At 71.1% G+C, this 25,118-nt stretch carries 19 protein-coding genes; 6 read left to right on the top strand and 13 right to left on the bottom strand.

The window, feature by feature from the left end:
* Nucleotides 1-130: 130 nt before the first annotated feature.
* The 3 genes from POL67_RS12235 to POL67_RS12225 are packed head-to-tail and all read right to left on the bottom strand — an operon-like array spanning nucleotide 131 to nucleotide 3,653.
* The gene (locus tag POL67_RS12235; RefSeq protein ID WP_271917457.1) at nucleotides 131-1,042 is read right to left on the bottom strand and encodes an ABC transporter permease; all 912 of its coding nucleotides are present in this window, start codon (nucleotides 1,040-1,042) and stop codon (nucleotides 131-133) included.
* The gene (locus tag POL67_RS12230) at nucleotides 1,039-2,148 is read right to left on the bottom strand and encodes an ABC transporter permease (protein ID WP_271917456.1); all 1,110 of its coding nucleotides are present in this window, start codon (nucleotides 2,146-2,148) and stop codon (nucleotides 1,039-1,041) included. The genes POL67_RS12235 and POL67_RS12230 overlap by 4 nt, the downstream gene beginning before the upstream one ends.
* Nucleotides 2,145-3,653, bottom strand: a complete 1,509-nt coding sequence (locus tag POL67_RS12225; RefSeq protein WP_271917455.1) for an ABC transporter ATP-binding protein — start codon at nucleotides 3,651-3,653, stop codon at nucleotides 2,145-2,147. The genes POL67_RS12230 and POL67_RS12225 overlap by 4 nt, the downstream gene beginning before the upstream one ends.
* Before the next feature lie 97 nt (nucleotides 3,654-3,750).
* Between POL67_RS12225 and POL67_RS12220 the strand changes: the two genes are divergently transcribed.
* Nucleotides 3,751-6,123, top strand: coding sequence for a fused MFS/spermidine synthase (locus POL67_RS12220; RefSeq protein WP_271917454.1), 2,373 nt, complete (start codon nucleotides 3,751-3,753; stop codon nucleotides 6,121-6,123).
* A 12-nt stretch (nucleotides 6,124-6,135) separates the two neighbouring features.
* On the opposite strand, the gene POL67_RS12215 is transcribed toward POL67_RS12220, so the two are convergent.
* Entirely contained in the window at nucleotides 6,136-6,885 is a 750-nt protein-coding gene (locus POL67_RS12215; RefSeq protein WP_271917453.1) for an OmpA family protein, read from the bottom strand.
* A gap of 117 nt (nucleotides 6,886-7,002) precedes the next feature.
* Between POL67_RS12215 and POL67_RS12210 the strand changes: the two genes are divergently transcribed.
* The 3 genes from POL67_RS12210 to POL67_RS12200 are packed head-to-tail and all read left to right on the top strand — an operon-like array spanning nucleotide 7,003 to nucleotide 9,229.
* Entirely contained in the window at nucleotides 7,003-7,407 is a 405-nt protein-coding gene (locus POL67_RS12210) for a hypothetical protein (RefSeq protein WP_271917450.1), read from the top strand.
* 22 nt (nucleotides 7,408-7,429) lie between these two features.
* The gene (gene larE, locus POL67_RS12205) at nucleotides 7,430-8,272 is read left to right on the top strand and encodes an ATP-dependent sacrificial sulfur transferase LarE (protein ID WP_271917449.1); all 843 of its coding nucleotides are present in this window, start codon (nucleotides 7,430-7,432) and stop codon (nucleotides 8,270-8,272) included.
* Between the two features lie 33 nt (nucleotides 8,273-8,305).
* Nucleotides 8,306-9,229 (top strand): MBL fold metallo-hydrolase, encoded by a 924-nt coding sequence (locus tag POL67_RS12200; RefSeq protein ID WP_271917448.1) that lies wholly within the window; start codon nucleotides 8,306-8,308, stop codon nucleotides 9,227-9,229.
* 76 nt (nucleotides 9,230-9,305) lie between these two features.
* Here POL67_RS12200 and POL67_RS12195 read toward each other — a convergent pair whose 3' ends face one another.
* From POL67_RS12195 to POL67_RS12185, 3 genes are all read right to left on the bottom strand, one after another.
* Entirely contained in the window at nucleotides 9,306-9,839 is a 534-nt protein-coding gene (locus POL67_RS12195; protein WP_271917447.1) for a Spy/CpxP family protein refolding chaperone, read from the bottom strand.
* Nucleotides 9,840-9,994: 155 nt separating this feature from the next.
* Nucleotides 9,995-10,708, bottom strand: a complete 714-nt coding sequence (locus POL67_RS12190; protein ID WP_271917445.1) for a glycoside hydrolase family 16 protein — start codon at nucleotides 10,706-10,708, stop codon at nucleotides 9,995-9,997.
* 172 nt (nucleotides 10,709-10,880) lie between these two features.
* Complete coding sequence (locus POL67_RS12185; RefSeq protein ID WP_271917444.1) at nucleotides 10,881-14,483, bottom strand: FG-GAP repeat domain-containing protein; 3,603 nt, start codon at nucleotides 14,481-14,483, stop codon at nucleotides 10,881-10,883.
* Between the two features lie 161 nt (nucleotides 14,484-14,644).
* On the opposite strand from POL67_RS12185, the gene POL67_RS12180 reads away from it, so the two are divergent.
* The gene (locus tag POL67_RS12180) at nucleotides 14,645-15,643 is read left to right on the top strand and encodes a DNA polymerase III subunit (RefSeq protein WP_271917443.1); all 999 of its coding nucleotides are present in this window, start codon (nucleotides 14,645-14,647) and stop codon (nucleotides 15,641-15,643) included.
* Here the strand turns inward: POL67_RS12180 and POL67_RS12175 are convergent, their stop codons facing one another.
* Nucleotides 15,644-16,270 carry a hypothetical protein gene (locus POL67_RS12175; RefSeq protein ID WP_271917442.1) on the bottom strand — a complete coding sequence of 209 codons (627 nt, stop codon included), beginning with the start codon at nucleotides 16,268-16,270 and terminating at the stop codon, nucleotides 15,644-15,646.
* A complete protein-coding gene (locus POL67_RS12170) occupies nucleotides 16,267-16,953 on the bottom strand; it encodes a thiamine phosphate synthase (protein WP_271917441.1) in 687 nt (228 codons plus the stop codon). Before POL67_RS12170 ends, POL67_RS12175 begins: the two co-directional genes overlap by 4 nt.
* 81 nt (nucleotides 16,954-17,034) lie before the next feature.
* On the opposite strand from POL67_RS12170, the gene POL67_RS12165 reads away from it, so the two are divergent.
* On the top strand, nucleotides 17,035-18,294 hold the full coding sequence (locus tag POL67_RS12165) for a hypothetical protein (RefSeq protein WP_271917440.1): 1,260 nt from the start codon (nucleotides 17,035-17,037) through the stop codon (nucleotides 18,292-18,294).
* 32 nt (nucleotides 18,295-18,326) lie between these two features.
* Here the strand turns inward: POL67_RS12165 and POL67_RS12160 are convergent, their stop codons facing one another.
* From POL67_RS12160 to POL67_RS12145, 4 genes are all read right to left on the bottom strand, one after another.
* The gene (locus POL67_RS12160) at nucleotides 18,327-18,917 is read right to left on the bottom strand and encodes a Tll0287-like domain-containing protein (protein WP_136965911.1); all 591 of its coding nucleotides are present in this window, start codon (nucleotides 18,915-18,917) and stop codon (nucleotides 18,327-18,329) included.
* A gap of 23 nt (nucleotides 18,918-18,940) precedes the next feature.
* Nucleotides 18,941-20,248 carry a cytochrome c3 family protein gene (locus POL67_RS12155; protein ID WP_271917439.1) on the bottom strand — a complete coding sequence of 436 codons (1,308 nt, stop codon included), beginning with the start codon at nucleotides 20,246-20,248 and terminating at the stop codon, nucleotides 18,941-18,943.
* A gap of 15 nt (nucleotides 20,249-20,263) precedes the next feature.
* Nucleotides 20,264-24,082: an FAD-dependent oxidoreductase gene (locus tag POL67_RS12150; protein ID WP_271917438.1), complete on the bottom strand. Its 3,819-nt coding sequence runs from the start codon at nucleotides 24,080-24,082 to the stop codon at nucleotides 20,264-20,266.
* 269 nt (nucleotides 24,083-24,351) lie between these two features.
* Nucleotides 24,352-25,056, bottom strand: coding sequence for a hypothetical protein (locus POL67_RS12145; protein WP_271917437.1), 705 nt, complete (start codon nucleotides 25,054-25,056; stop codon nucleotides 24,352-24,354).
* Nucleotides 25,057-25,118 lie beyond the last annotated feature (62 nt).

The raw sequence follows: 25,118 nt of genomic DNA, 5'->3' as shown, positions 1-25,118 counted from the left end.
ACGGGCACGCGTCGTTTTGTACGCGCGCAAGGGCCGTGCCGGCAGGAGGTTGCCTCGCTCTGCGCCGGCGTGAGCGCGCCGCGGAGCGGACGTTGCAGGCCCTCGCGCGCGTGCAAGGGCGCTCGGGACCTTAGTCGGCGGCGTGTTTGCCGAGTCCCTCGGGCGCGCCCGCGCGGCGTGGCGCGAGCGCGAGCACGAGCAACGTCGCGACGTAGGGCAAGGTCTGGATCAGATCACCGATCGCCGTCTTGCGCACCTCGTCCTGGAGCACGATTTGCAGCGCTTCGAGCATGCCGAACGCGAGGCACGCGAGCGCGGCGCGGCCCGCGCGCCAGCCCGAGACGACGACGGCCGCGAGCGCGATGAAGCCACGGCCCGCGGACATGCCGGACTCGAAGCGCTGCTGGTCGTAGGCGAGGTGTGCGCCGCCGAGCGCGCAGATCGCGCCGGAGACGGCGAGCGCGGTGAGGCGGACGCGCGTGACGGAGATGCCGACGCTCGCGGTGGCGACGGGGTTCTCGCCGGCGGCGCGCACGCGCAGGCCGAAGCGGGTGTTTTGCAGGAGGAAGGGGGTCGCGGCGACGGCGGCGAGCGCAAGGAAGAAGACGGGATCGGCGAGGACACGCAGGAGCATCGCGCCGCCCGTGGCGCCCGTGGGGCCGAACCGGTACGCCTCGATCCCAGGGGAGTTCGAGGCGCTGTCGTAGAGGGCGCGCAGGCCCATGCGGGTCGCGGCGAGCGCGAAGAGGTTCAAGGCGATGCCGCTGATGACGGCATGAACGCGGGCGCGCTCGGTGAGCTGGCCGTGGCCGAGCGAGAGCGCGATGCCAGCGCCGATCGCCGCGACGAGGCCAAGCGTGGGGCTGTTCGTCGCGTGCGTGACGGCGACCGCGGTGAACGCGCCCGTGAGCAGGATGCCTTCGAGGCCGATCTGGATGACGCCCGCGCGCTCGGCCCACACGCCGCCGATCGCCGCGCACGTGTACGGCACGGCAATGCGGATCGACTCGGCGAGCATGGTGAGGGAGAAGATCGAGCTCACGAGCGGGCCTCCTCGGAGGCAGGCGTGGGGGTAGGTTTGTCGCGGGGAGGTGCAGGCTCGGGGCCTTCGTTCGTCGCGGCGCGCGCGCCCTTGAACGCGACGCGGCTCGCGACGGCGACGAGGACGATGAGCGTCGCTTCGAGGACGTCCATCGCCTCCTTCGGGACACGCGCGTTCACCGCGAGGCCGGCTTGCTCCAGCGTGCCGAGGAAGATCGCGGCGAGGACGATGCCGACGGCCTTGCCGCGGCCGAGCATGGCGACCGCGATGCCGCTCCACCCCGCGCCCGCGCCGAGGCCGAGCTCGTAGTACCCCTTGTACCCGAGCGCCGTCGAGGAGACGGCGAGCGCCGCGATCGCGCCGGAGAGGAGCATCGCGAGGAGCAAGCGCCGCTCGACGTCGATGCCCTCGGCGCGGCAAGCCTCGGGGCGAAACCCGACCCAGCGGATCTCCCGACCGAGCCGGGTGCGTTCGAGCAGGGCCATCGCGACGAAGACGATCACGACCGCAAGAGGGAACGCAAAACTCGCGGCGCTGCCCGCGAAGGACGGCACGACACGATCGAGGCGCGGGAGCGCGGCGCCGGGCGCGATGTCCGCGGTGCGGAGCGTGGAGGAGCCGAGCACCGTGGAGAACGTCCACGGGAGGATCGCGTCCACGATGCGGTTGACCATGATCGCCGTGATGATCTCGTGCACACCGCGACGCGCGCGCAGGATCGCGGGGATGAACGCGACGAACGCGCCGACCGCGGCGGCGGTGGCGAGCACGATCGGCAGCGCGATCGGCATGGGGAGCGAGGCGGGGAGCTTCGAGGCGACGAGCCCGCCCACGAGGCTCGCGAGCGCGAGTTGTCCCTCGGCGCCGATGTTGAAGAGGCCCGCGCGCAGCGCGACCTCGAACGCGAGGCCCGTGAAGAGCAGCGGCGTGGCCTTGAAGAGGACCTGGCCGAGGCCGTACGGCGTGCCCCACGTGCCCTCGAACGCGAGGCGCAACGCCGAGGCCGGCGCTTCCCCGAACGCGAACGCGATCAGGTTGAAGATCAGGATGCCGCCCGCGATCGCGAGGACGATCGGGAGCAGGGCGCGGACGCGTTTGTCGTTCACGCGTCCTCCATGCCGAGCATGGCCCGGCCGATGACGTCGTCGGAGGACGTGGGCGGGAGTTCCGTCACGATACGGCCGCGGTGCAGGACGAGGATGCGGTGCGAGAGGCGCCTGAGCTCGCCGAGGTCCGCGCTCACCACGAGCACGGCGAGGCCCTTTTCCGCGGCCGTGACGATGGCGCCGTGGATCGTCGCCGCCGCCCCGACGTCGACGCCGCGGGTCGGTTGTCCGAGCACGACGAGCGCGCGCTCGGGGCTCGCTTCGATGCGATCGAGCGCGCGTCCCACGACGACCTTCTGCTGGTTGCCGCCGGACAGCTCGCCCGCGCGCCTCGCCGCGTCGGGCGGGTTCACGCCGAAGCGATCGATACGATGCTTGATCAACGCGGCTTCCGCGCTGGGCCCGTCGATCTGACCGAGCTCGCCGAGCACGAGGTTGTCGCCCACGGACGCATCGAGCATGAGCCCGTCGGCGTGGCGATCCTCGTGGACCACGGCGATCGCGCGGCGTCGCTTGCGCAGATCCTCCGTGGTCCTCACGGCGGGCAGGCGCGCGCCGCCGAGGACGATCGATCCGGCCACGCCGGGTTCGAGCCCCGCGACAGCACGCACGAGCTCGCGCTGCCCGTTGCCCTCGATGCCCGCGATGCCCACGATCTCGCCCTTCTTCACGGCGAGGTTGAGGCCGTCGAGCACGCGTTTGCCCGTGGCGTCGACGAGCACGAGATCCTCGATCGAGAACGCGATCTCGGCGTCCTCCGCGAGCGCGGGCGGGCTCGCCTCGGGCGGCGGCTCTCCACCCATGATCGCCCGCGTGAGCTCGTCCTCGAGCCGCTTCGGATGGTCACGCTCGTCCGCTGCGATCGGCCGCGAAAGCACGGTCCTGCCGCGCCGCATGATCGTGACGTGGCCGGCGAACCGGATGACCTCGTCCATGCGGTGCGTGACGACGGCGATCGTCGCGCCTCCCTCGGCGAGCGCGCCGAGCGTCGTGTAGAGCTCCTCCGCTTCGAGCGGCGAGAGCACCGCGGTCGGCTCGTCGAGCAAGATCGCGCGGGCGCCGCGGTAGAGCACGCGCAGGATCTCCAGCCGCTGCCGCTCGCCCACCGCGAGATCCGAGGTGCGCGCGTCGAGGTTCACCCGAAGGCCCGTCTTTTCCATGAGCGCCTCGGCCTCGCGCCGCGCCTTCGCGAGGTCGAGGCGTCCGAACGAGCCCGTGGGTTCGCTGCCGAGGACGAGGTTCTCCAGCGCCGTGAACGCCGAAACCAGCATGAAGTGCTGGTGCACCATCCCAATGGCTGCCGCGCCGTCCTCGATCCGCACCGTGCCCGCCACGCGCGGGGCGAACCCCGCCGCCGCTTTGAGCAGCGTCGACTTGCCGGCGCCGTTTTCTCCCAGGATCGCGTGGATCACGCCGGGTTCGAGGGTGATCGTGGCCGACCGGATGGACCAGCAATCGCCGTAACGAACGGCGATGTCTTCGATCTTCATCACGGGGCCGCGCATCGGCCCCGAGGATACCGCGGGCCCTGCGCGCCGGGATCGGCGCCGATGACCTTTTTCGCGCCGTGCGATCTCGGCCCCTTGGACTATCGTCCGCGGCGTGCGCCCTCGGTTTTCCCTCGTCGTGACGCTCTTCCTCGTCTCCGGTTCGACCGGGCTCCTCTACGAGGTCGCGTTCGGCAAGCTGCTCGGCTACGTCTTCGGCGCGACGGCGTACGCCGTGAGCACGGTGCTCGCCGCGTTCATGGGAGGCATGGCGCTCGGCGCGCACCTCGGCGGCAAGCGCGCCGCGCGCATCGCCCGCCCGCTCGTGGCCTACGGGGTGCTGGAAATCATCGTCGGCCTCGTCGTCGCCGCCTCGCCCGCCGCGCTCGAAGCGCTCACCGCGGCGTATGTCCACGTCGCGCAGAAGGCCCCGGGCTCGCTCGCGATCCTCACGGCGGCGCGCGGCGCGTTGACGGCGCTCGTGGTGATCGTTCCGACGGTGGCGATGGGCGCGACGCTGCCGATCCTGTCGCGGGTCGTCGCCGGCGAGGTCGGCGAGCGAAGCCAGCGCCGTCTGTCGTTGCTCTACGCCATCAACACGGCGGGAGGCGCGATCGGCGCGCTGACGAGCGCGTACCTCGTCCTGCCCGCGCTCGGCGTGCGCGGCACGATCTGGGCTGCGGCGCTGGCGAACGTGACGATCGGCGTGACCGCGATCGTCACGGGAAGGCGCGCGCCCGAGGAGAGCCCTGCGCCCGCGACGGAGACGAGCGACGAGAGCCCGAAACGAACGGCGCCCGCGGCGCAGGCGCAGGGTCCGTACCACGAGAACACGGCGCTCGCGTTCGCGTTCGCGTCGGGGTTCATCGTGTTCGCGGCCGAGGTCGTCGAGACGCACCTGCTCGCGCTGCTCATCGGCAACAGCGCGTATGCGTTCGGCCTGATGCTCGCCGTCTTCCTCGTGTGCCTGGCGATCGGCGCGGCGCGCTCCCCTGCCCTCGCCGAGAAGCGCGGCGACCGCGCGCTCGCGTTCGGCCTCGGCGCCGCCGCGATCTCGCTCGCGCTCACCATGCCGCTCTGGGCCGAGCTGCCGCGCCTCTTCCTCTTCGCAGGCAAACATGTGCACTCCTGGACGGGCCGCGAGCTCGTCCGCGCGCTCGCCGCGCTCCTGATCCTCGCGGTCCCGACGGTCTTCCTCGGCACGACGTTTCCGCTCCTGCTCCACCGCATCGCCTCGATGCCCGACGTCGGCGCGCGCGTCGGACGGCTGACCGTGGTGAACACCGTCGGCACGATCTTCGGCTCAATCATCACGGGGTACGTCATCCTCCCGGTGCTCGGATCGCAGGGCACGCTGCTCGGCGTCGTCGCGGCGCTCGCGATCGCCTCGGTGCTCGCCTCGCGCGTGGCCGCCGGAGAGAAGGGCTCCGCCGTGACGCGGTTCGCCTTGCCCGCGGCCGCGATCGTGGTCGCGCTCGTGCTGCCGCGCTGGGACATGGCGCGCATGACGAACGGCGCGAACGTGTACTTCTCCGCGGGCCCGCCGCCCGATCGCATCGAGATGGTGCGCGAGGACGTGCACGGCGGCGTGACCACGGTGGCGCGGCGCGCCGAGGTGCTCACGCTCTACACGAACGGCAAGTTCCAGGGCGACAACGGTCCCGAGATGGCCGCGCAGCGCAGGTTCGCGCACTTCCCCTCGATGTTCCTCCGTGGCACCGAGAAGCGCGTGCTCGTCATCGGCCTCGGCACGGGCACGACGCTCGGCACGATCGCCACCTACCCGTGGGAGCGCATCGAGGTCGCCGAGATCTCGCCCGCCATCGTGGACGCGTCGCGGAAGTATTTTTCCGGGCCGGCGCGCAATTCACTCGACGATCCGCGCACGGTGCTCTCGCTCGAAGACGGCCGCAACCACCTGCTCGTGTCGCCGGGCGGCTACGACCTCGTCACGATGGAGCTCACGAGCGTGTGGTTCGCAGGTGCCGCGAGCCTCTACAGCCGCGAGTTCTACGAGCTCGTGCGCGCGCGCCTCGCAGACGGCGGCATCCTCCAGCAGTGGGTGCAGCTCCACCACATCCGCAGGCGCGAGCTCGCGGCCATCGTGCGCACGCTGCGCGTCGTCTTCCCGCACGTCGCGCTCTTCGTCGGCGGATCGCAGGGCATCCTCGTGGCGAGCGCGCGGCCCCTCGTCGCCTCGCGCGCCGAGCTCGATCGCCTCGCCACGGTGCCCGCGATCCGCGAGACGCTCGGCGCGGGCACGCTGCCGGGCTTGCTCGACGAGCTCATGGCCTCGGGCGCGGAGCTCGATCGGTTCGTCGGCGAGACGCCGGGCGAGCCGCTCGTCTCCACCGACGACAACCTCTTCCTCGAATACGCGACGCCGAAGGGCAACGTGCTCGACTACTGGCAGTCGCTCCACGAGACGCTCGCGATGCTGGAGCAGTACCGCACGCCGAACGCGGCCGAGCGGCACCTCGGGCCTTAGGCCGAGCGCGCTCTACTTCTTCTGCTCGGGCTTCTTCTGCGTTGGGTCGAGCGAGATCTGCTTGTCCTGGACCTTCTTCACTTCGTTGCCCGTGGGCTTGAAGTTCAAGGTCGGCACGACCGCGATCACAGGCTTCTTGCGCGCCTCTTCCTCGGCCTTGCGCTCTTCGAGGCTCGGCACGTCGAGCACCATGCCGCCGCCCGTCGGGTCCTTGCCGAGGAAGGGCTTGCCGTCGACCTCGGCGACGTGGAACTCGGTGCGGCGGTTCTCCGCGCGGCCCATCTCGAGCTCGTTCGGCGCGATGGGCTTCGTCTCGCCGAAGCCGACGGCGAGCAGGCGCAGGTGGCTCACGCCGTTGTCGACGAGCCAGTTGCACACGCTGAGCGCGCGCCGCGCGCTGAGGTCCTGGTTCTTGTCCTCGGCGCCGTTGTCGTCCGTGTGCCCCTCGATCCGCAGGCGCGTGACCTCGGGGTGCTCGTTGACGAACGCGAGCAGCGTCTTCAGGACCTTCTCGGTCTCGCCGAACTTGTGGATCGTGGCGCTGCCGGTCTGGAAGACGATCTTGCCCTCGATGTAGATCTGGCTCTGGCCTTCCTTCGCGGTCCAGGCCTTCTCGGGGTACCAGCGCGGCAGTTGGCTCTTCTGCTCCGCCTTCGGCACGGGCACGGGCGGCAAGCGGTTGTCCGAGCAGCCGACGAGCGCAGCCAAAGCCCCCAGCGTGGCGGCGAGCGCGACGGACCTTCCAAGCGAGGTGCGGTTCATGAGAGGCCCCAAGCGTCACCCATTCCGGCCTTCTCCCGCAAGTAACTCGGTACGAGGCGGGCCCGACTTGTGTTCCGGCGCCGATTTGGGCACCGTCCGGAGGGCGCGGAGGCTCCTATGGCGCTCGTCGGCAAGCTCGAAGTCACCATCAAGATCAACCGGCTCCCCACCGAGGTGACCACGGACAAGAACGGCTGGAAGGAGTTTCTGGTCGACTTCGGCAAGCGCGGCGCGCGCGTGAGCCTGCGCCCCCGCATGTGGAACCGCCTCGAACAAGCCGCGAACACGCACCCGCACTGGATCGCGGTGATCACCGGCCAGATGGGCGACGACGTGCAAAAAGGCGTCTTCAAGCTGCTCGAACCAAACCTGCAGGTGTTCGAGTACACACCAAAGGCGACCGGGGCCGAGACCAAACCCGACGAATCGAAGGCGCCCGACGGCAAGGTGGACGGGCCCGCGCCGACGGCCGCGCCGGAGAAGACCGACGAAAAGCAGGCCGCCTCCCCTCCCGCGGAGTGACGGCGTGTTAGATCCTCCTCCCATGGCCCTGGCTCCTGCCATCGAGGAGAAGCTCGCTCGCCTGCGCGAGAGGCTCGTCGAGCTCGACTCGGTCCTGGTTTGTTACTCCGGCGGGGTCGACAGCGCGTTCGTGCTCGCCGCCGCCCACGCGGCCCTCGGGCCGCGCGCCATCGGCATGACCGCGGTCTCGCCGAGCCTCGCGCCGGGCGAGCACGAGGACGCCGTCACGGTCGCGCGCGCGATCGGCGCCGATCATCGGCTCGTCGCGTCGAACGAGATCGAGGATCCCGGCTACGTCGCGAACAACCCCGACCGCTGCTTCCACTGCAAGAGCGAGCTTTACCGCATCGCCGCGCAGAAGCGGGTCGAGTGGGGGCTCGCGGCGATCCTGAACGGGACGAACGTCGACGATCTCGGCGATTACCGGCCGGGGCTCGAAGCGGCGCGGCTCGCCGAGGTCGTGAGCCCGCTCGTCGAGCTCGGGTTCACGAAGGCCGACGTGCGGGCGGGCGCGGCCGCGCTCGGATTGCCGATATGGGACAAACCCGCGGCCGCCTGCCTTTCGAGCCGCATCCCCTACGGCACGAGCGTCACGCGCGAGCGGCTGACGCAGATCGGCGGCTTCGAGGGCGCGCTGAAGCGGCTCGGCTTCCGCCAGGTGCGCGTGCGCTACCACGGCGAGCTCGCGCGGATCGAGCTCGCGCTCGCGGAGCTCGGGCGCGCGGCCGAGCCGGAGATGCGCGACGCGATCGTCGAGGCGGGCAAGCAGCACGGGTTCAAGTACGTCACGCTCGACCTCGCCGGCTACCGCGTCGGCAGCCACAACGAGGTCCTCGTCGGCAAAAGCCTGCGTATCGTGAGCTGACACGAAAACGAGGAACGAACAGGAGGAGGTCCCGTGGGTCGATTCGATCACCTCGCCACCCAGCCGCGCCGCGGCCCGGCCGACCTCTTCCGCTGGCGGGTCCTCGATCCGCTGAAGGGCAAGAAGATCAAGGATCCGGGCGGGTTCATCACGCCGCACCGGCCGTACGACGCGGACCTCGTGAAGAGCCCCGCGCCGAGCCTGACCTGGATCGGGCACGCGAGTTTTCTCCTCACGCTCGGCAAGAAGAACATCCTCTTCGATCCGGTCCTCGGCGAGCGAATCGGCCCGATCAAGCGGCTCGTGGCGCCGGGCATCGGCTGGCAGGAATTGCCGCCGATCGACATCGTCGTCATCACGCACAACCACCGGGATCACCTCGACGCGTGGAGCATCGAGCGGCTCGGCGATCGGCCGACGTACGTGGCGCCGCTCGGCAATGCGCGCTTTTTGAAGGCGGCCGGCGCGTCGGCGAAGATCGTGGAGCTCGACTGGTGGGAGACGACGGGGATCGATTCGCTGGAGATCACGCTCGTGCCGGCGCGGCACTGGTCGATGCATTTGCCCTGGGATCGGAATGACGCGCTCTGGGGCGGATACGTGATTCGTGGGCCCGAGGGCACGGCGTATCACTCCGGCGATACCGCTTATTGGGATACGTTCGAGGAGATCGGGCGCCGCGCGGGGCCGATCGACTGGGCGATGCTTCCCATTGGTGCGTACGAGCCGCGCTGGTTCATGGAGCCGCAGCACATGGGGCCCGAGGAGGCGGCGTCGGCCGCGAAAATGCTCGGGGCGAAGCATTTCGTGGCCATGCATTGGGGGACGTTCAAGCTGACGGACGAGCCGATCGGCGAGCCGCCGGAGCGGGCGCGCGCGGCATGGCAGGCCGAGGGCGGCGCCGAGGAAAAGCTCTGGATCCTCGACGTGGGCGAGACGCGACACCTCGGGCGCTAGCCGCGCACGGGGGACGAGCGCCGTCCGTGAGACGGAAGGAGCGTGTGGGGGGCCGGAGCCCCCCACGCGCCGGGATTCAGATGGCGAGCGCGCCGGTTCGCAGCAGATAGGCGAGCTTCTTCCGCTGCTCGGCCGACAGGAGCGCGTGAATGCGCCCAATCGCGCGCACCACCGACGCCTGCAGCCGCTCGGCGCTCTTCACCCGATCCGCGCGGATCTGATCGAGCCGCGGTTCGTCGAGCTGCTCGCCGAGCACCGCGTCGGCGAACGCGCTCGTCGTGCGTCGATGATCCACGGCGGCCTGCGCCCGCTCGATTTTCAGCTCGTCCAGGATCGTCGCGAGCTCCGCGATTTGCACGTCGTCGAGCTCCAGCCGGTGGGCCAGGAATCGCAGCGGCCGGCGCACGCCGAAGTTACCGCCGCCCGCGCCGTCGAAATCGGAGCCGCCGGGCAGGTCGTCGCCGCCCCCGTGCCCCCCGTGTCCATGACCGCCGCCTCGTCCGGGGCCGCAGCCCCCTCCGAACCACGCACGACGACGACCGGACCAACCCTCAGGGCCACACGAGCCGCCTCGGCCCGCGTGCCACCACGCCACGAATGCAGGATGCATGTTCACTCCTCCTCGCCGGGGCTGAGCGCGCCCGGCGGGTGTTTCGAGCGCGGGCTTCATGCCTCGCGCCGTGGGAGGAGCTTGTGGCGCGGCGGGGGGGCTGTCAACGCGCGCCGCGCAGGCGCGAACTTCTTCACAGTTCACGGGAAGGACAATCAGGCCGGGGTGTACGACACGCTCCGGATGATGACCTCGAGCGGGCTCGTGGCCCCGGCGGGCGCCACGCCGGCGCGCAACCAGAAGTTGATGCGGAGATTCGTGGTGTTCGTCGGCCGCGGCGGCGAGCCGAAGCTGGATTGGATGGGCGTCCCTGCGCCGGCGAGGGGGCGCGTGAGGAACGTGGTGCGCGAGCGGTCCCATACGAACTGGTGGAACGTCGCGTTCCAGAGGTCCGGAACCGCGTAATGGGAGCTCTGCGGCTGGAGCGAATGCACGAGCCTCGGGTCGCCCGCGGCCGTGCCGCGGAACCGCGCGATCTCCACGTCCATCTCGTTCGATCTTCCGCGCGTGCTCCAGGTGAAGAAGCCGAGCACCGCCTGGTTGTGGAACGTACGAATCGGGGTTTCCAGCGTCATCGTGTACGTGCCGTAGCCCACGGCGCGCGTGGAGATGATCTCGGAGCTCCGCCACACGCCGTCGCCGTCCTCGTCCTCGATGAGCATGTGCAGGCGGTTTTGATCGTCGACGAATACGTTGTCCCCAGAGAACACGTTCGGGCCGGGGCCGACCGCCGCGTCGCCGCTGTCCTTCAGGTTCCACTCGAGTCCAGACCACGGAAAGGCATTCGCCTCGTTCACCGGGATCACCAGCGTCGAAAGCACGAGAGCCGCGGAAAACCCGGTCGAGAGCATGTTCGAGATTCGGTGCATGCGAGGGGTCCACTGCCATCGTCGTGCCACGCGCCGGCAAAGGCCGACGCGGGAGTCTCGTGGAATGCGCGGCGAGCCTCGCGCCCGCCTGACGGTCGACTCTCGCTGTTCCACGAATTCGGATGGGCAGCGCCTGCGCAGCGGCGGGGTGCACGGATGCGGTTGCGCTTGGTCAGCCGGGCTCGTTCGAGCTGCGCCGCGCGCGACGGAAGAGACCGCCGAGGCCGAGCGCGAGCGCCACCACGAGGGCGGACGCGTCCGGCGTTCGGCCTGAAGCGCCACAACCGCCGAACGTGGTGGGGCCGGACGGAGCAGCCCCGGGTTTCGGCTCCGCAGGCAGGATCACGGGCGGATCGACGTGCGTGACGTGGCCTTCGTCATCAACGGACGCATTCACCGAGACCATCGCCGGGTTGCCCGCGGAGTCGAGGACGGAGACGCGCACCACGACCTTCTTGCCGAAGAGCGAGGCCGGCGGCGTGACGGAGAGCTCGGCCTTGCCCGCGGGGCCACTGAAGAGGCCTTCCCCGGCGACGAGCGCCTCTTCCTCGGCCGCGCCCGCCTCGTGCATCCGGACGAGCCAATGGTCGAGCGCGAGGTCGTCCGTCGCCTCGAAGGCGACGTGCACGGCCGTGCTTTCGGCCGTCGCGGCGGCGTCGAGCGTCGGGGGGTTGCCGTCCGCAATGACGACAGGCCTCGAGAAGGCTTCCGGGCTCCCACCGTTCGGACCGATCGCGCGGACGGCCACGCGGTACGGGCGCGAGGCGAGCATGCCGGTGAGGTCGACCGAAACCGAGGGCCCCGCGGCGGACTTGTAGGCCGGCGACCAGAGGGGCTGATCGTCCGGACCGACGAGCGCGTATTCGTAGGTCTTCGCCTCGGCAACCGGCGCGAACGTGACCTTCACCGCCTCGCCGGGCTTGACGACGTGGGGCGCCTCGGTCGGTCCATCGTCTGTCTCGCCAAACGAGACCCAGCTCGGCGAGAGGCAGCCGGGGACGTCGATGTGGTGGATGTAGCCGTCCGCAACGCCCACGAGGATCTCGTCCGCGCCGTCGCCGTCGGTGTCACCCACGACGGGCTCCGCGACCGAGCCGCCGAGGAACTTCGACCAGCGTAGATCGAGCGTGCAGGCGTCGAGGGCATAGAGGTGTCCGTCCGTCGAGCCCGCGAGAATGGCAGGGCCGCCCGGGCCGAGCGAAGCGACGGAGGTCGCGTTCGAGAGCACGCCGGGGCGCTTTCCCGCGGCGATCGCGGCGTCCACGGTGGGGAAGACGCTCCCGCCAGCGAGCGCGCGGACGCCGAGGAGCGCGCCGGTCGCGCCGTCGAAGGCGCGCAGCGTGGGCGAGAGGACGGCCGGCGTCACGAAGCGCGCGGCATTGCCACAAACGACGCGCGCGCCGGCCATTCCATTGACCTGCTCGGAGCTCTCCGATTGCCACGCGGTGCCGAGATCCGCCTGGAGCAGCCGCGGCGAGGACGCGCCCGCCTGGAGCAGGAGCTCGGGCCCGGGCCCGCCCTGGAACGAGGCGAGCATGGGAAGCGAATACCACATGGAATTGCCGGGCGTCGTTTTGACGAGGCCCGTGGCGGCGTCGCGCGCGTTCAGGCCGTCGTTCATCGAATACCACGCGTCCGTCCCGTCGCCGTCGAGGTCGCCGACGCTCGAACCGAAGAAGCCACCGAACGGCAAGGGTACGCCCTGCCAAACAAGGCTCTTGGAGGCGAAATCGACCGCGGACTGGACGATCTGCACGCCCTCGATGCGCCAGTCGATGCCGACGCGCGGCGCGCTCGCGCCCTGCACGCGGAGCGGCAAGGGCGTGCCGTGCGGCGCGCCGGGGCCGAGGTCGACGGCGCCGAGGGAGGCGCCATCCTGCGAGCGACGCGCCACGAGCGCGCTGCCCTCCACGCCGACGACGGCCATTCCGAGCGTGTCGAGGTCCACGATGCTCGCCGCTTGCATGCCGGCCTGAATGAAGCGCGGCAGCGGCGGGACGATGAGCGAGGCGAACCGCGCGTCGCCGACGTAGAGGCCGAGCGGCGAGCCCGGCAGGACCACGAACGGCCCGAGGTCGTCGCTCCCGACGAGCGGCCCGCCCACGGCGCCCGAGCTCGGCTGCATGCCGCCGCCGACGAGCGAGCCCGTCGCGCTGCCGCCCCAAACCACGATGCCGTTGGTCCCCTGCAAGGTTTGGCCGAGCACCACGATCGTGCCCGCGGTCGTCCCGACGGCGACCTGCGGATAAGGGCGCGTGGAGAAATCGGCCCCGAAGACGCCGGTGACGTCGCCGACGAGCGGCGTATGGTCGCCGATCTTCTTCGGGCCGGCCGCGTCGAACGTGAATGCCTGGATGTCCCGGAAGGTGTGCGGGTTCTCCAGGGAAGCGTAGGGCAGCTCGGATTTCGGCCTCCCGACGAGCAACGCCGCGGCTTGTCCGGGCCGCGGGAGCACGGCGAGGCGACGGTCGAGCGGGCCTCGCTGGCCGCGCGCGGGGTCGGGCATCGAATGGGCGCGCACCTCGGGGATCGGGCCGGCCAGGGTCGCGAGGGCATTGCCGTCGAAATGGTGGACGGAGAGGCCCGCGGCGGTCGCGACGACGAGCTCCGCGCCGGTCGAAGCGCCGAGATCGGCCGCGCCCTCGAAGCGCGCGCCCGGGAGCACGGCGGCGGTCGTGCCCGCCGCCCCCTTCAGGATCTCCGTGGTGAACGGGGACGCGGCGGACGCGCGGTGCGAAAAGACGAGCTCGTCGATGCCGTCGCCGTCGAGGTCCTTGGCGACGTCGGCGAGCGTGACCATTTCGGCGTCGTATCCGGCCGTCTTTCGCTGGAAGAGGAGCGTCCCGGCCTTCGTCTGGGGGTCGATCTTGAACACCGTGAGCCCCGGCGGGCCGACCTTCGCCGCGACCTGGCCGTACGGCTGCACGACGACGAGCTCCTTGCCGGGCAAACCGTCGATCTCGGCCGCGAGCGCGTACGCCTGCGAGAAAGGTTTGTCTTGGGCGCCGCCCGGCAAGACGAGCGTGGTCACGGTCTGGCCGTCGTTGCCGCGTACGATCACGATCTCGGCCGGCGAGGTGAGCACGACCTCGGGCAAACCGTCGTCGTCGAGGTCGACGATCGTGTCCGAGCCGCTGTGCGAGGGCGGCGGCGACGCATTCGCCGGGCGCATCCAGAGCGCGCTCGCCACGCCGAATCCCCCGGCAAACGAGAACGCGCCGGCCGTCATCGTGCCGGGCGTCGCGCAGCTCGTGCATTCGTCGATGTAGACGTCGGGCAAACCATTGCCGTCGAGATCGGTCACGCGGACGGATGCAGGCGAGCGGAATTCGCCAAGGGGCGAGCTCCAGAGGACCACGCCCGTCGCGCCGTCGAGGACGTGCGCGCGAGTCTCGGTGCGGACCACGACCTCGCTCTTGCCATCCCCGTCGAGATCGGTGAAGGCCTCGACCACGCCGACGCCGAGGATGTCGCTCTTCCATAACGTCGCCTGCGACACGCCGTGCTTGGCGACGAACCGCCCGCCGACGGCGGCGACGAACTGCGAAGGATTCCCGAGGCCAAAACGCGCGACGCGGCCCGTCGGGCGGCCGCCCATGTAGGCGCGCCACGTGACGACGGGCTCGACCACGGGCACGGCTCCCCCCGAGGCCCCGGTGCGCGCGGCGTCGTGGCGCGCGACGGGCCAGGTGTCGGCATGAGCGAGGCCGGGCGAAAGCCCCCCCGCGAGAACCACGAGCGCGCCGAGCAAGGCAGCACGAGACGATCCGCGCATGACTCCTCCCTTCGGAATCCTCATCATTGGCGGATCTTGGTTGTTCGGTGGGCCCTCCACATTCAACGAGCCGGGAAAAGAACGGATCTGAAGAGGGTGCTCTGGCCGCGTCGCGCAACGCGCACTTCAACGCGGCGGGGCTCCGTGCTAGGCAGTCGCGCGTGCCGTTTTCGCGCATCCTGGGCCAGGACGAGGCCATCCGGACCCTCGTGCGGGCCCTCGAGAGCGGGCGCGTTCATCACGCCTACCGCTTCGAGGGACCCGACGGCGTGGGCAAAGAGATGGCCGCCTTCGCGCTGGCGCAGGCGCTCGTGTGCACCGGCGGCGACAAGCTCGGCTGCGGGCGATGCGACGCTTGCCATCGCGCGGTGACGCTCGGGGCCGAGCGCCCGGAGGTGCCGAAGCACCCGGACGTGATCCTCGTCGAGAAGGGCCTCTACCCGCCGGCGACGCTCGACAAGAAGACCGAGGAGGTGCAGGGCATCTCGGTCGAGCAGGTGCGGCGTATCGTGCTGCCCCACGCGGCCTACCCGCCCCACGAGGGACGCGCGCGGCTCTTCATCATCCGCAGGGCCGAGGAGATCACGGCCTCGGCCGCGAACGCGCTCCTGAAGACGCTGGAAGAGCCGCGGCAAGGCACGCACTTCGTGCTGATCACGTCGCGGCCGGATCGCATGCTCGATACGATTCGATCGCGCACGCTGAAGATCCGCTTCGGGCCGCTCTCGGACGCCGTGCTGCACAAGATCCTGGAGGCGAAGGGGATGCCGGCGGGCCAGCAGGAGCTCGCGATCGAGCTCGCCGCAGGAAGCGCGGCAGCGGCGCTCGATCTCGCGGACGCCGAGCGGACGGCGGCGCGCGACGAGTTCGTCACGTCGATGCTCTCGGCCGTGGCAGCGCCGGATCTCGGGCCGGCGGTGGTGCTCGCGGAAGCGCTCGACACGAAGAACAAGGATCGGCTGCGCGACGATCTGCGTGCCCTCGGCGCGGCGCTCGCCCGCTCGTCGCGCGTCCACGCGGCGCGGGATCCTCGCGCGGCCGTGATCGACGCCCGGCGCTACGAGTTCGTGCTCCGCACGATCAGCTACCTCGAGCGCAACGCCTCGCCGAACCTGTCGATCATCCAGCTCGTGTCCGAGCTGCGCGACGCGATGCCCTGATCAACCTTCGGCGTCGCCGCGGCCCATGCGGTCGTACTCGCCCTCGTCGAGGCGGCGACCCGCCCACGCGAGCGCCTTGCCTTCGCTCGTGACGACGATCGCGACCTCGCGGCCGCCGGCCTCGTACACGGCGAAGAGGCCCGACGCGCCGAGCGTGGGCGCGCCCTGGCCGAAGCGCTCGAACGTCACGGGCAAGCGGCTCCTGCGTTGCATCACCATGCCCCGGATCTCCAGCGTCCCGGGCGGCTCGGGCGGCGTGTCCACGGCCTCGGGGCTGAGCCAGAGGACTGTACGCGCATCGGCGGGGACGAGCGCCACGGCGTGATGCGCGAGGCCCTCCGGCGCCACGAAAATCACCGCGGCGAGCGCCTGCTCCCGCGCCACGATCGCGCCCGCGAGCCAGCGCTCGTCGCCCTCCGCGGAGACGACATCGCCGAGCGCGAGCGTGAGCCCGGCGAGCGGATCGGCAGGCGGGGGCGCCTTCAAGGCGCGAGGCTTCTTCTTTTCATCGAGCGCCTTGGTCTCGTCCGGGCCCTCGACCTCGCGCGCGCTCTCGCGACGCCGGCTCGCGAGGTAGCCGAGGGACGCGGCCACGGCGGCCGTGACGGCGATGGCGACGAGGCTCATGGCTGCTCCGTTCGGGGCGCTGCGCCGGTGATCGCCTCGTGCAGCGTCCGCGCGCGCGCCGTCGTTTCCGCGAGCCCCGCGTCTCCGCTCGCGAGCGGGAGCAACGCGCCGATGACCGCCGCGGCGTCGACGACCGCGCCGACCGCGGCCGCGTTCTCCAGGCTGATCCCGCCGATCGCCACGAGCGGACGTGTATACCCGACCGACCGCGCGTGCTGCGCGAGGGCCGCGAGGCGCGGGAGACCGATCGGCGGTTCGGCGTCGTCTTTGTTTTGCGTCCCAAAGACCGGCCCGATCCCGAGGTAGTCCGCGCCCTCGGCGACGCCGGCGTCGATCTGCGCCTCGTCGTACGTCGAGAGGCCAACCGCGAACGCCCCTCCCGTCCGCCCCGCGAGCGCGCGCACGAGCGGCACGGGCAGATCTGTTTGACCTACGTGGATCCCCGGGCAGCCCGTGAGCAACGCGAGATCGGGACGATCGTTCGCGTAGAGCGGGACGCCGGCGCGCGCGGCGAGCTTCGTGAGCTCGGCGAGGAGCGCGAGCGTCCGCCGCACGCCCGAGGCCTTGTCGCGGAGCTGGAGCGCGGCGGGGCCGGCAGCGAGCACCGCCTCGGCGAAGGCGACGACGTCGATTCCGCGCCGGTCGAGCGCGGCGGTGTCCACGATGGCGTACAGACCTCGCATGCGAGCGCTCATTTGTACGCTAAGGTTGACGCCCTCGGAAGGAAAGCGGAAAGCCGCCTCTCGACCGACTCCGGAGCCTTCGTGATGCGATCCTCGCGCGCTTCCCTCCTCGCCTCGTTGTTCTGCCTTTCGAGCCTCGTCTCGCCGAGCGCCCACGCCGCGCCGCCCGCCAAGACCACGAAGGCCCAGAAAGCGCCCGAGCCGCCGCCGCTCCCGCCCGCGCAAGCGCGCCTCTGGATCGTCGCGCCGACGATGACCGGGCCGTGGACGATGCGGATCGACAACGAGGGCACGGTGCCGCTGCGCGTGCCCGCCGACCCGCGGCTGCTCCGGTTCGAGATCGAGGTGGAAGGCGAGAAAAAGCCCACGACGTGCGAGCTACCAAAGTCGCTCCGGCCGTCGAGCTTCCCGGAAAACCGCGCGCTCCTGCTCGGCCCGGGGCAGTCGTACGTCGAGCCCTTCGATCCGCGGCTCTTCTGCTTCGGCAAAGCCGCAGCGGCGCTGCGGCCAGGCGTCACTTTGCACGCGCGCTTCGGCTGGGATCCGCCGAAAAAAGGCACGAAAAAGCCGCCCGAGCCGCCCTTCGCCGCCGAGAGCACCGAGCGCGAGCCGACGATCGCGCCCGCGCCGGAGCTCCTCGCGCCCGCGATCGTGCTCGGCGAGAGCCCGCCTCCGCCCCCGCCGGCCGCGAACGCAAACGCGAACGGGGCGAAGCCTGCGGACGGCAAGCCGGCCGCGCCTGCGCCGGTCGTCGACGAGCGCGCCGGGAGGCTCGAAATCTCGGCCGATGCGTTCAAGGACGTGGCCGCGCCGAACGGGGTCTCGCTGACGGTGACCGCGAAAAACGCGGGGCTCCGGCCGATCTTCGTGGCGCTCCGGCCGTGGATGTTCTCGTTCCGTATCGACGGGCCTTACGGGCACACGAAGAGCTGCCTCGGCGATCCGCCGCGCGGGCTGCCGCCGGACGCGTTCCGGACCTTGAAACCCGGCGCCTCGACCTCGTTCACGATCCTGCTCCACGAGGTCTGCCCGCGCGGCACGTTCCCGCGCCCGGGCCTCTACCGCGTGACCACCACGCTGAACGCCGGCGAGACCACCCAGGGCGCCGAGGCCTACACGGCCGAGGTCTCCACGCAGTCGCCCACGCTCCTCCGGCTCGCGTCCGCGCCCGAACCCTTCTTCGCCGCGCCGCCCAAGGCGCTGCCCCCGCCACCACCACCACCCGCGAATACGTCCGCGTCCCCCGACACGCCCTCCCCGGAAGCGCCGTCGTCGCCTGAAGCGCCGTCGTCGCCTGAAGCGCCGTCGTCGCCTGCGCCGGCCGCGCCGACGGACAAGTAAAACCCCCCCGCTCGGCCCCCCCGGCCGAGGTGTTACTTGTTCACGGGGATGCGGATCACGAGCCCGCCCATCATATCGCCTTCCTTGAAGTCCTTGCGCGGGCTGTCGGCGTGCTCGTTGTGGCAATTCGCGCACGCGGCGGCGACGGCCTTGTCCGGATAAACCGCGGTGAAATAGGTCTTGTCCGCGATTTTCTCCTCCGTGTAGTAGTTCTTGCCCGGGTTCTCCGCGACGAACTTGAGGCCCGCCTTCTCGGCCTCCGTCTTCGCCTTGTTCTGCTGGTTGATCGGCCACTGCGAGAGGAGCGCGTACGAGAAGCTCGAGTTCGTCTTCTGCGCGTGCTCGGCCCCCATGCGCAGCATCTGCGCCGGCAAGGGGAGCGTCTTCTCCTCCTTGAACCGCTCGGTCGCCTTGATCGCGTTCTCCTTCACGAGGCGATCAACGACCTGGCCCGCGTACGTCGCGCGATCGGCCGCGATGACGGCATAGAGCGCGTCCGCCATCTGCTGCGGCTGGATGCCCGCCGCCGCGCCGCCGCCACCCTGACCACCGCACCCAAACGCCGTCACGCCGGCGAGGGCCACGGCACCGCACACCATCGCGCCCGCCTTCGAGTGTCCCATCTTCACGTCGTCCTTCTCCTTGCTCAGCGCTTCCCCTGCGCTGCGCGCTTCTCGACCATGTCCACGCTCGCCACGTGTTTCTTCGGGCGACCGGCGAAGTTGTGCCGGACGAGCTCCGGGTCCGCGACCGCGTCGAGCGAGAAGCCCACGCCGTGGCAGCTCGTGCAGACGTTGCGGACCATCTTCTCGCTCGGCCTCAAGTTGTCGTTCTGGTTGTGCTGCACCACGACAGCCGCACTGCTCGACGACTTCTCTCGTGGCATGTGGCACGTTGCACACGATACACCCGTCCCGGGTGAAGCCGTGCGGTTTATCTCGGCCTCCCACAGCTTGAAGTGCGGCGACCGCTGGTACGACCGGCTGTGCTCGTCGTCGTGGCAGCCGAGGCACGAGTCCACGGCCGCTTTTCGGGCGTTCACCGAGTGCCCGCCGTGACAACTCTCACAGCCGACCTCGAGCTCCTTGGCCTCGGCCCGCATCGGCAAACGCGCGAGCCCGGGGCTCATCGGGCCGAGGCCCGCAGCGACGCGCATTCCGTGCTTGCCCAGGCCAAACCCCTTGTTTTGTTCGGTGTGGCAGCCGGCGCAGATCGTCAGCATGGGCTTGTTCACCCAGTCCACCCCCTGCGTTCCGCCGTGACAACCCGAGCAGTTGATGCCCACGCGCGCGTGCGCCGACTCCTCCCACTCCGAGACGAGCGCCGCCGAGAACGCCACCGTGCGCGGCGCGTCCTGATCCTTCGCGGCGAGCGACTTCGGCCCCTTCGCGACCATCGCGACCCCGCGCGGCAAGACCTTCGCCGACGCGAGCACGAAGGGCTCGCCGAGGTGCTTCTTCAGGTAATCTTCCCAGAGCGCGCGGTTGTCGTGGTAGTTGTGGCAGCCCGCGTCGCTGCAAGTGGTAAACGACATGCCCGCGTGGCTCGGCCGCTCGGTGCCGACGTCGGCGTGGCACGTGACGCAGAAATCCACGGGCATCGTGTGGCCCTCGCGGTGCGTCCCCTCGGGCCAGTGCTCGACGTGGCAGGTGACGCAGCGGCGCGCGTCGATCTTTTCGAGGTTCCCGGCGTTGCGCGGGTCGTTGAACTTCGACGCGGGGTGCGAGTCGGCCGCGGTGCGCTGTTCGCCGTGGCAATTCGTGCAGGCGTCGTCTTTGACGCCGCCGAACGGCGTGTGGCAGGACGCACACGCCATTTCGATTTGATGATGCCCGTGCGAGGTCTGGTCCGGCAAATAAAGCGTTTGGTCCCGGGAAGTGAGCCGGAACGCCCCAAAGCCACCCACGAGCCCCGTGAGCAGGAGCCAGGCCAATATCGAGGTACGCGTGCTCATCAGCAGGCCCGCCTCTCAGTAGTAGTACACGGCAAGCACATGGAGGGCGACGAGGATCGGTAGCGGCCAGGTCAGGAAAAGGTGAACGGAGGAAGCCCGCAAACGGCGATCCCGCGCCGCGAGAGGGCTCCACCGGGAGCTCACCGCGAAGACGCCCCCCGCGACCGCGCCGAGGAGCACCACGGCGAGGAAGTCGATCGCCAGGACGAGGTTGATCCGGGTCCCCGCAGAGAGGCCCGTGTGCAGGAAAAACAGGAGCATGGTCGCCGCCCCGAGGACGGCGTGGACCGTGCGCCAGACGGGCACGTCCGCCGACCGGAACCGCCGCCACCGCTTGCGCAGCGAGATCCCGAGGCTCGCCACGGCCAGCGCGACGAGCGCGTAGCCGGTCACCTGCTTCGCGACGCCCGGACGCAGGAGCGCGTCCAGGAAGAAGCCCGTCCGGATGGAGCGGGGGGGAGCGATGGAGGGGGCGAGGGCCAGCACCAGGACCCAGGATAAGGCCACGACCGACGCAACGAGGAGAATCTTGCGACCGCGCTCCGGCGGAGCCTGGATCGGAGCCGCGATCGAGGGGCGCACGGGCGGCACGCTCGGGGTCTGGAGCGCGCCCGGCGGCATGCTGAGGCGCTTCGGCGGCACCCAGCTCCGCCGGGACATCGGCGCCCGATCCACGGGAGGGACGCTCGGCGTGAGGCTCGGCGTGAGCCCGTCGCGCGGGATGGAGAGGCTGTCGGTGATCTCGCCCTCCTCGACGCCCGCGAGGAGGGAGATGCGCGAGTAGCGGGTCGACGAGCTCTCCTTGCGGTCCTCCGTGTCGATGAGGCCCTCCATCGCCGAGAGCCGCCGCGCCGAGGAGGGCGGCGCATCCGAGGCCGAGAAGAGGGTCGACTCGATCACGGGCAAGGGGGCGAGCCGCGGCAGAGGCTCGTCGACCGCGAGGATGGCCACGTCCAAGGGCGGGAGGATGACGCCGCTGGAGAGCGGGCGCGACGAGGTCGGCGAGACGGACGAGGGCGGGAGGGTCCGCGAGGAGGACGGGGCGGCCCCCGAGGAGGGCGGCGGCGGCGCGACGGACACGACGCGCACCGAGCCGGCAGGCGGGGTCGATCGGCGGATCGGGCCCTCGGTGGTGGCGCGCGCGGCGAGGCCGAGGACGAGGCCCGTCGCCGGGGTTTGCGGGAGCGCAGGCGGGAGCGCCTCGCCGCCGAGCCCGATGAGCGCGATGCCGGCCGGCGGCGTCGATGTGCGGAGCGGGCTGCGCGGCGTGAGCGCGACGCCCGAAGGCGGCGTGAGCGAGGACGCGCGGACCGAGGTAGGTGCTTGGACCTCGAACGAATGCACCGATCGCGGGACGACCGGCATGCCCGCGGGCGGCGTCGGCGCGGTGTCGGCCCGCGGGGCCGGCTCGATCGAGAGGCGCGACGAGCGCGGCGCGATCTCGGTCCCCGTCGGCGGGGTCTTCATGGGATCGCGGGGCGGCGGGGCCTCCACGAGCGTCGCGTCCGAGCGCGGCGAGAGGTCGGCGCGGGGGTCGAGGAGCGTCGCGTCGGACCGCGGCGCGATCTCGGTGCCGGCCGGCGGCGTCTCCGACGCGAGCGCGACGCCACGACGCGCGACGGGCGCCTCCTCCGGCGCCTCCTTCACCTCGAACGAGGAGGCCCGAAAGTTCGCCGCCTGGAACGGCTCCACCGACGAAGGCGGCGGGATCGAGGAGCGGAGCGTGCTCGGGGGCGGCAGGTCCACGGCCAAGCGCGTGGCCAGGGACGCGCTGCGCATCGACGCGGGGCCCTCGTCGGCGTCGTCCTCGGCCGGCGCTTGGATCATTCGGCCTCGTACGGACATCGGCGCCGGCTCGATGTCGTCGTCGTCGACCGGCGCGGGCGCGGCGAGGGGCGCGGCGCTGCGGACGCCGAGGCCCGCTGCGACCGGGAGCCCCGGCGGTCGATCGGTGATGGTGATCGAGAAGCGATGCGAGGACGGCGCGAGGTCGCGGACCGAGGGCGGCACGAGCTCGATCCCCGCGAGGGCCTCGAGCGAGGAAGGCATTCCGTCGCGGCGCGAGCGCGGCGCGTCGCTGTCGAGCGACGACGACGAGACGCTGGCGAGCGACGACGGAGGTAGGACGCTCGTGCGTTGCGACGAGTCGAGCCGCGACGAGGGCGAGAGCTCCCCGCCACGCCGGCTGCGCGGCCCCTCGCCCCGGCGCGAGCGCGGCCCGCCATCGCCGCGCCGGCTGCGCGGCCCCTCGCGCCACGACGCGGGCATCGGCTCGAAGACGCTCACGGGTCCGTCCTGGCCGAGCAGCTCCGAGAGCAGCGGTTTGCACGAGCCGCAGAGCGTCCCCGCGCCCGTCTTCGTCCCGAGCGCCTCGACCGACGGGCAGCCGCCCTCGATCGCCAGCGCGAGCGCGCCGCGTGTCACCCGCACGCAGCCGCAGACGATCGCCTCGGCGGGCCAGTCCGTGACGGGCGAGGACTCGGACTTCGGCCACAGGTTGCCCGTGCCGCGGAACCTGCGCATGTCCCAGAACGACAGCGGCAGCGGCGCTTTGAGCAGCTCGCGGATGCGGTCGAGGTTCTCCCACTCGCCCACGGTCACCGCGCCGATGAGCCGTCCGTCGCGGATCACGAGCTTGCGGTAGACGCCGCCGCCGCTCCACACGAGCGCGTTGCCGCCGAGCCGCTGATCGCCGTCGTGCTCGCCGAGCGCCGCGACAGTCTCGCCCATCAGCTTGAGCTTCGCCGAGATGTCGGCGCCGTCGAACTTGCGCTCGGCGCCGAGCAGGTTCGCCGCGAGCACGTCGACCATCTGGTAGCCCGGCAGGACGAGGCCGTAGGTCGTGCCCCGGTGCGACACGCACTCGCCGACGGCGAAGATCTGCTCGTCGGGCTGGCGTGTCTTCCGGTCGATCGCCTGCAGCCGATCATCGACCACGATCCCGCCGTCGCCGGCCATCTGCAGGCCCGCCGCTTTCGCGAGCTCGCCGCGCGGGCGCACGCCGGCCGCGAAGATCACCATGCCCACGAGGAGCGTCTCGCCGTCGTCGAAGTGGAGGCGCAGGCCCATCGGGGGGCCGATCTCGCCGGCGACCGCGTCGACGGCGTGTGGCGCCGGAGTCCGGTACGAGGCGGCCCCGTACGCTCCGCCGGGCGGATCGAGCGTGACCTCCTCGATCCGGAGGAGCTTCTTGCCGCAGCGGATCTTCACGCCCATCCGCTCGACCTTGTCGCGCAGGACCGCGCCGCCCTCGGCGTCGAGCTGCCGCGGCATGAGGTACGGCGAGACCTCGACGACGTGCACGTCGAGCTCGAGGTCGAAGACCGCCTTCGCCGCTTCGAGCCCGAGCAGCCCCCCGCCGATGACCGCGGCGCTCTTCAGAGGCGCGAAATCACAGGCGTACTCCTCGATGTCGGCGACGTCGTCGAGCGTGCGGTAGACGAAGACGCCCGGCAGGTCGGCGCCCTCGATCGGCGGCACGAACGGGCGCGAGCCCGTGGCGAAGACGAGGCGGTTGTACTCGACGCGCAGGCCCGAGCGCGAGCGCACCACGCTCTGCTCGCGATCGACCTCGACGATCGGATCGCCCAGGAAGAGCTCGATCCGGTTTTGCTCGTACCAGTTCGGCGGCGCGAGCGAGAACGTCGAGAGCGGGCGCCCGGCGAAGTATTCCGTGAGGTGGACGCGGTCGTAGGCCGGGAACGACTCCTCGCCGAAGACGAGGATGCGGATCTCGTCGTTCGCGCCGTACTCCACCATTCGCTGGCAGAGCTTCCAGCCGACCATCCCGTTGCCGATGATCACCAGGGTTTGGGACTGGTCGCTCAGGTCCACCGTCGGTCTCCGCTCACCCCTCGTACTCTCGGTCATCGCGGCGGCGCTCGGCCCTTATACTCCATCCCGGTATTTCACGGACGGAAGCGAAGGCTCGAAAAGACCACGCAAGCCGATTGGGCAAGCGATGCGGCCCACGAAAAAGGCCCGCGTTCCGCACTCCCCTGCCCTGCCCGCGCCGCGAGGCATCGCGTCAGGCTGGGCTCGCCGCGCCGCTCATGCAAGCCGAACCGGGAGCCTCCGAACGGCGGAGCACGCTCGGGCGTCAATCAATCGACGGACGGAACCGTGGCGTTCACCCAGGTCGCGACGCCCCGCGCGGCCGCGGGCGCCCGGAACGCCGCCGCCGAGAGCTCGCGCTGCATGCAGTTCGCCGCCGCCTCGTAGCGCGCCTCGGTGCCGCTCGCGCTGATCGACGAGGACACGAGGTAGCCGTCCACGTCGATTTTGAACCGGAGCACGATTGTGTCGGGCGGTAGGATCTTGCCATCGACACCACGGCAGCGCGTGACGAGCGGATAATAGAGCTGCGCCCGCGCGGCGCGCTCGACGGCCGGCGAAGGGATTCCCTCGTGGACGTCGGGGCTCCCCCCCTGGATCTGCATTCGTTTGCCCATGCGCGGCGCAGACGCGTCGAGGCCTTCCGTCGTGGCCCGCGTCTCGTCGCGGACGCCCGTCTCCGCACCCACGAGCGTCCCTCCGTCCGGGCCCGTCGACGTGGCCGAGGCCTTCGGCGCGGCGGCGAGGATCTCCTCCAGCACCCCCGGCACGGGCGCCTTCGCGACGGGCGCGCCGCCGTCCTCGGGCTCGGCGAGCGGCAAGCGCGCGGCGACCTCGGGCGAGAACACGGACGAGGCTGCGCGCGGCGCGGGCACGGGCGCAGGCGCAGGCGGGGGCTCGCTCGTGCACGCGGCGAACGCGGCGCACCATGCGACCGCCACCACGAGGCCTCCGTTCTGCTCTCTTCGCACCACGCGTAGGGTCTACCGAAAGCGCGCCGCTTGCAACGGGCGCCCTTGCTCGCCTGTCTTCGGGT

It is taken from the genome of Polyangium mundeleinium (assembly GCF_028369105.1).
GTDB classification, from domain to species: domain Bacteria; phylum Myxococcota_A; class Polyangia; order Polyangiales; family Polyangiaceae; genus Polyangium; species Polyangium mundeleinium.
This window is presented reverse-complemented; position numbering and strand designations above follow the sequence as displayed.

What these genes read in the sequence shown, in the direction of transcription:
- POL67_RS12185 (WP_271917444.1), bottom strand. Translation starts at nt 14,483, where the DNA reads ATGCGCGGATCGTCTCGTGCTGCCTTGCTCGGCGCGCTCGTGGTTCTC.
- POL67_RS12190 (WP_271917445.1), bottom strand. Translation starts at nt 10,708, where the DNA reads ATGCACCGAATCTCGAACATGCTCTCGACCGGGTTTTCCGCGGCTCTC.
- POL67_RS12195 (WP_271917447.1), bottom strand. Translation starts at nt 9,839, where the DNA reads ATGCATCCTGCATTCGTGGCGTGGTGGCACGCGGGCCGAGGCGGCTCG.
- POL67_RS12160 (WP_136965911.1), bottom strand. Translation starts at nt 18,917, where the DNA reads ATGGGACACTCGAAGGCGGGCGCGATGGTGTGCGGTGCCGTGGCCCTC.
- POL67_RS12170 (WP_271917441.1), bottom strand. Translation starts at nt 16,953, where the DNA reads ATGCGAGGTCTGTACGCCATCGTGGACACCGCCGCGCTCGACCGGCGC.
- POL67_RS12225 (WP_271917455.1), bottom strand. Translation starts at nt 3,653, where the DNA reads ATGCGCGGCCCCGTGATGAAGATCGAAGACATCGCCGTTCGTTACGGC.
- POL67_RS12175 (WP_271917442.1), bottom strand. Translation starts at nt 16,270, where the DNA reads ATGAGCCTCGTCGCCATCGCCGTCACGGCCGCCGTGGCCGCGTCCCTC.
- POL67_RS12210 (WP_271917450.1), top strand. Translation starts at nt 7,003, where the DNA reads ATGGCGCTCGTCGGCAAGCTCGAAGTCACCATCAAGATCAACCGGCTC.
- larE (WP_271917449.1), top strand. Translation starts at nt 7,430, where the DNA reads ATGGCCCTGGCTCCTGCCATCGAGGAGAAGCTCGCTCGCCTGCGCGAG.
- POL67_RS12215 (WP_271917453.1), bottom strand. Translation starts at nt 6,885, where the DNA reads ATGAACCGCACCTCGCTTGGAAGGTCCGTCGCGCTCGCCGCCACGCTG.
- POL67_RS12155 (WP_271917439.1), bottom strand. Translation starts at nt 20,248, where the DNA reads ATGAGCACGCGTACCTCGATATTGGCCTGGCTCCTGCTCACGGGGCTC.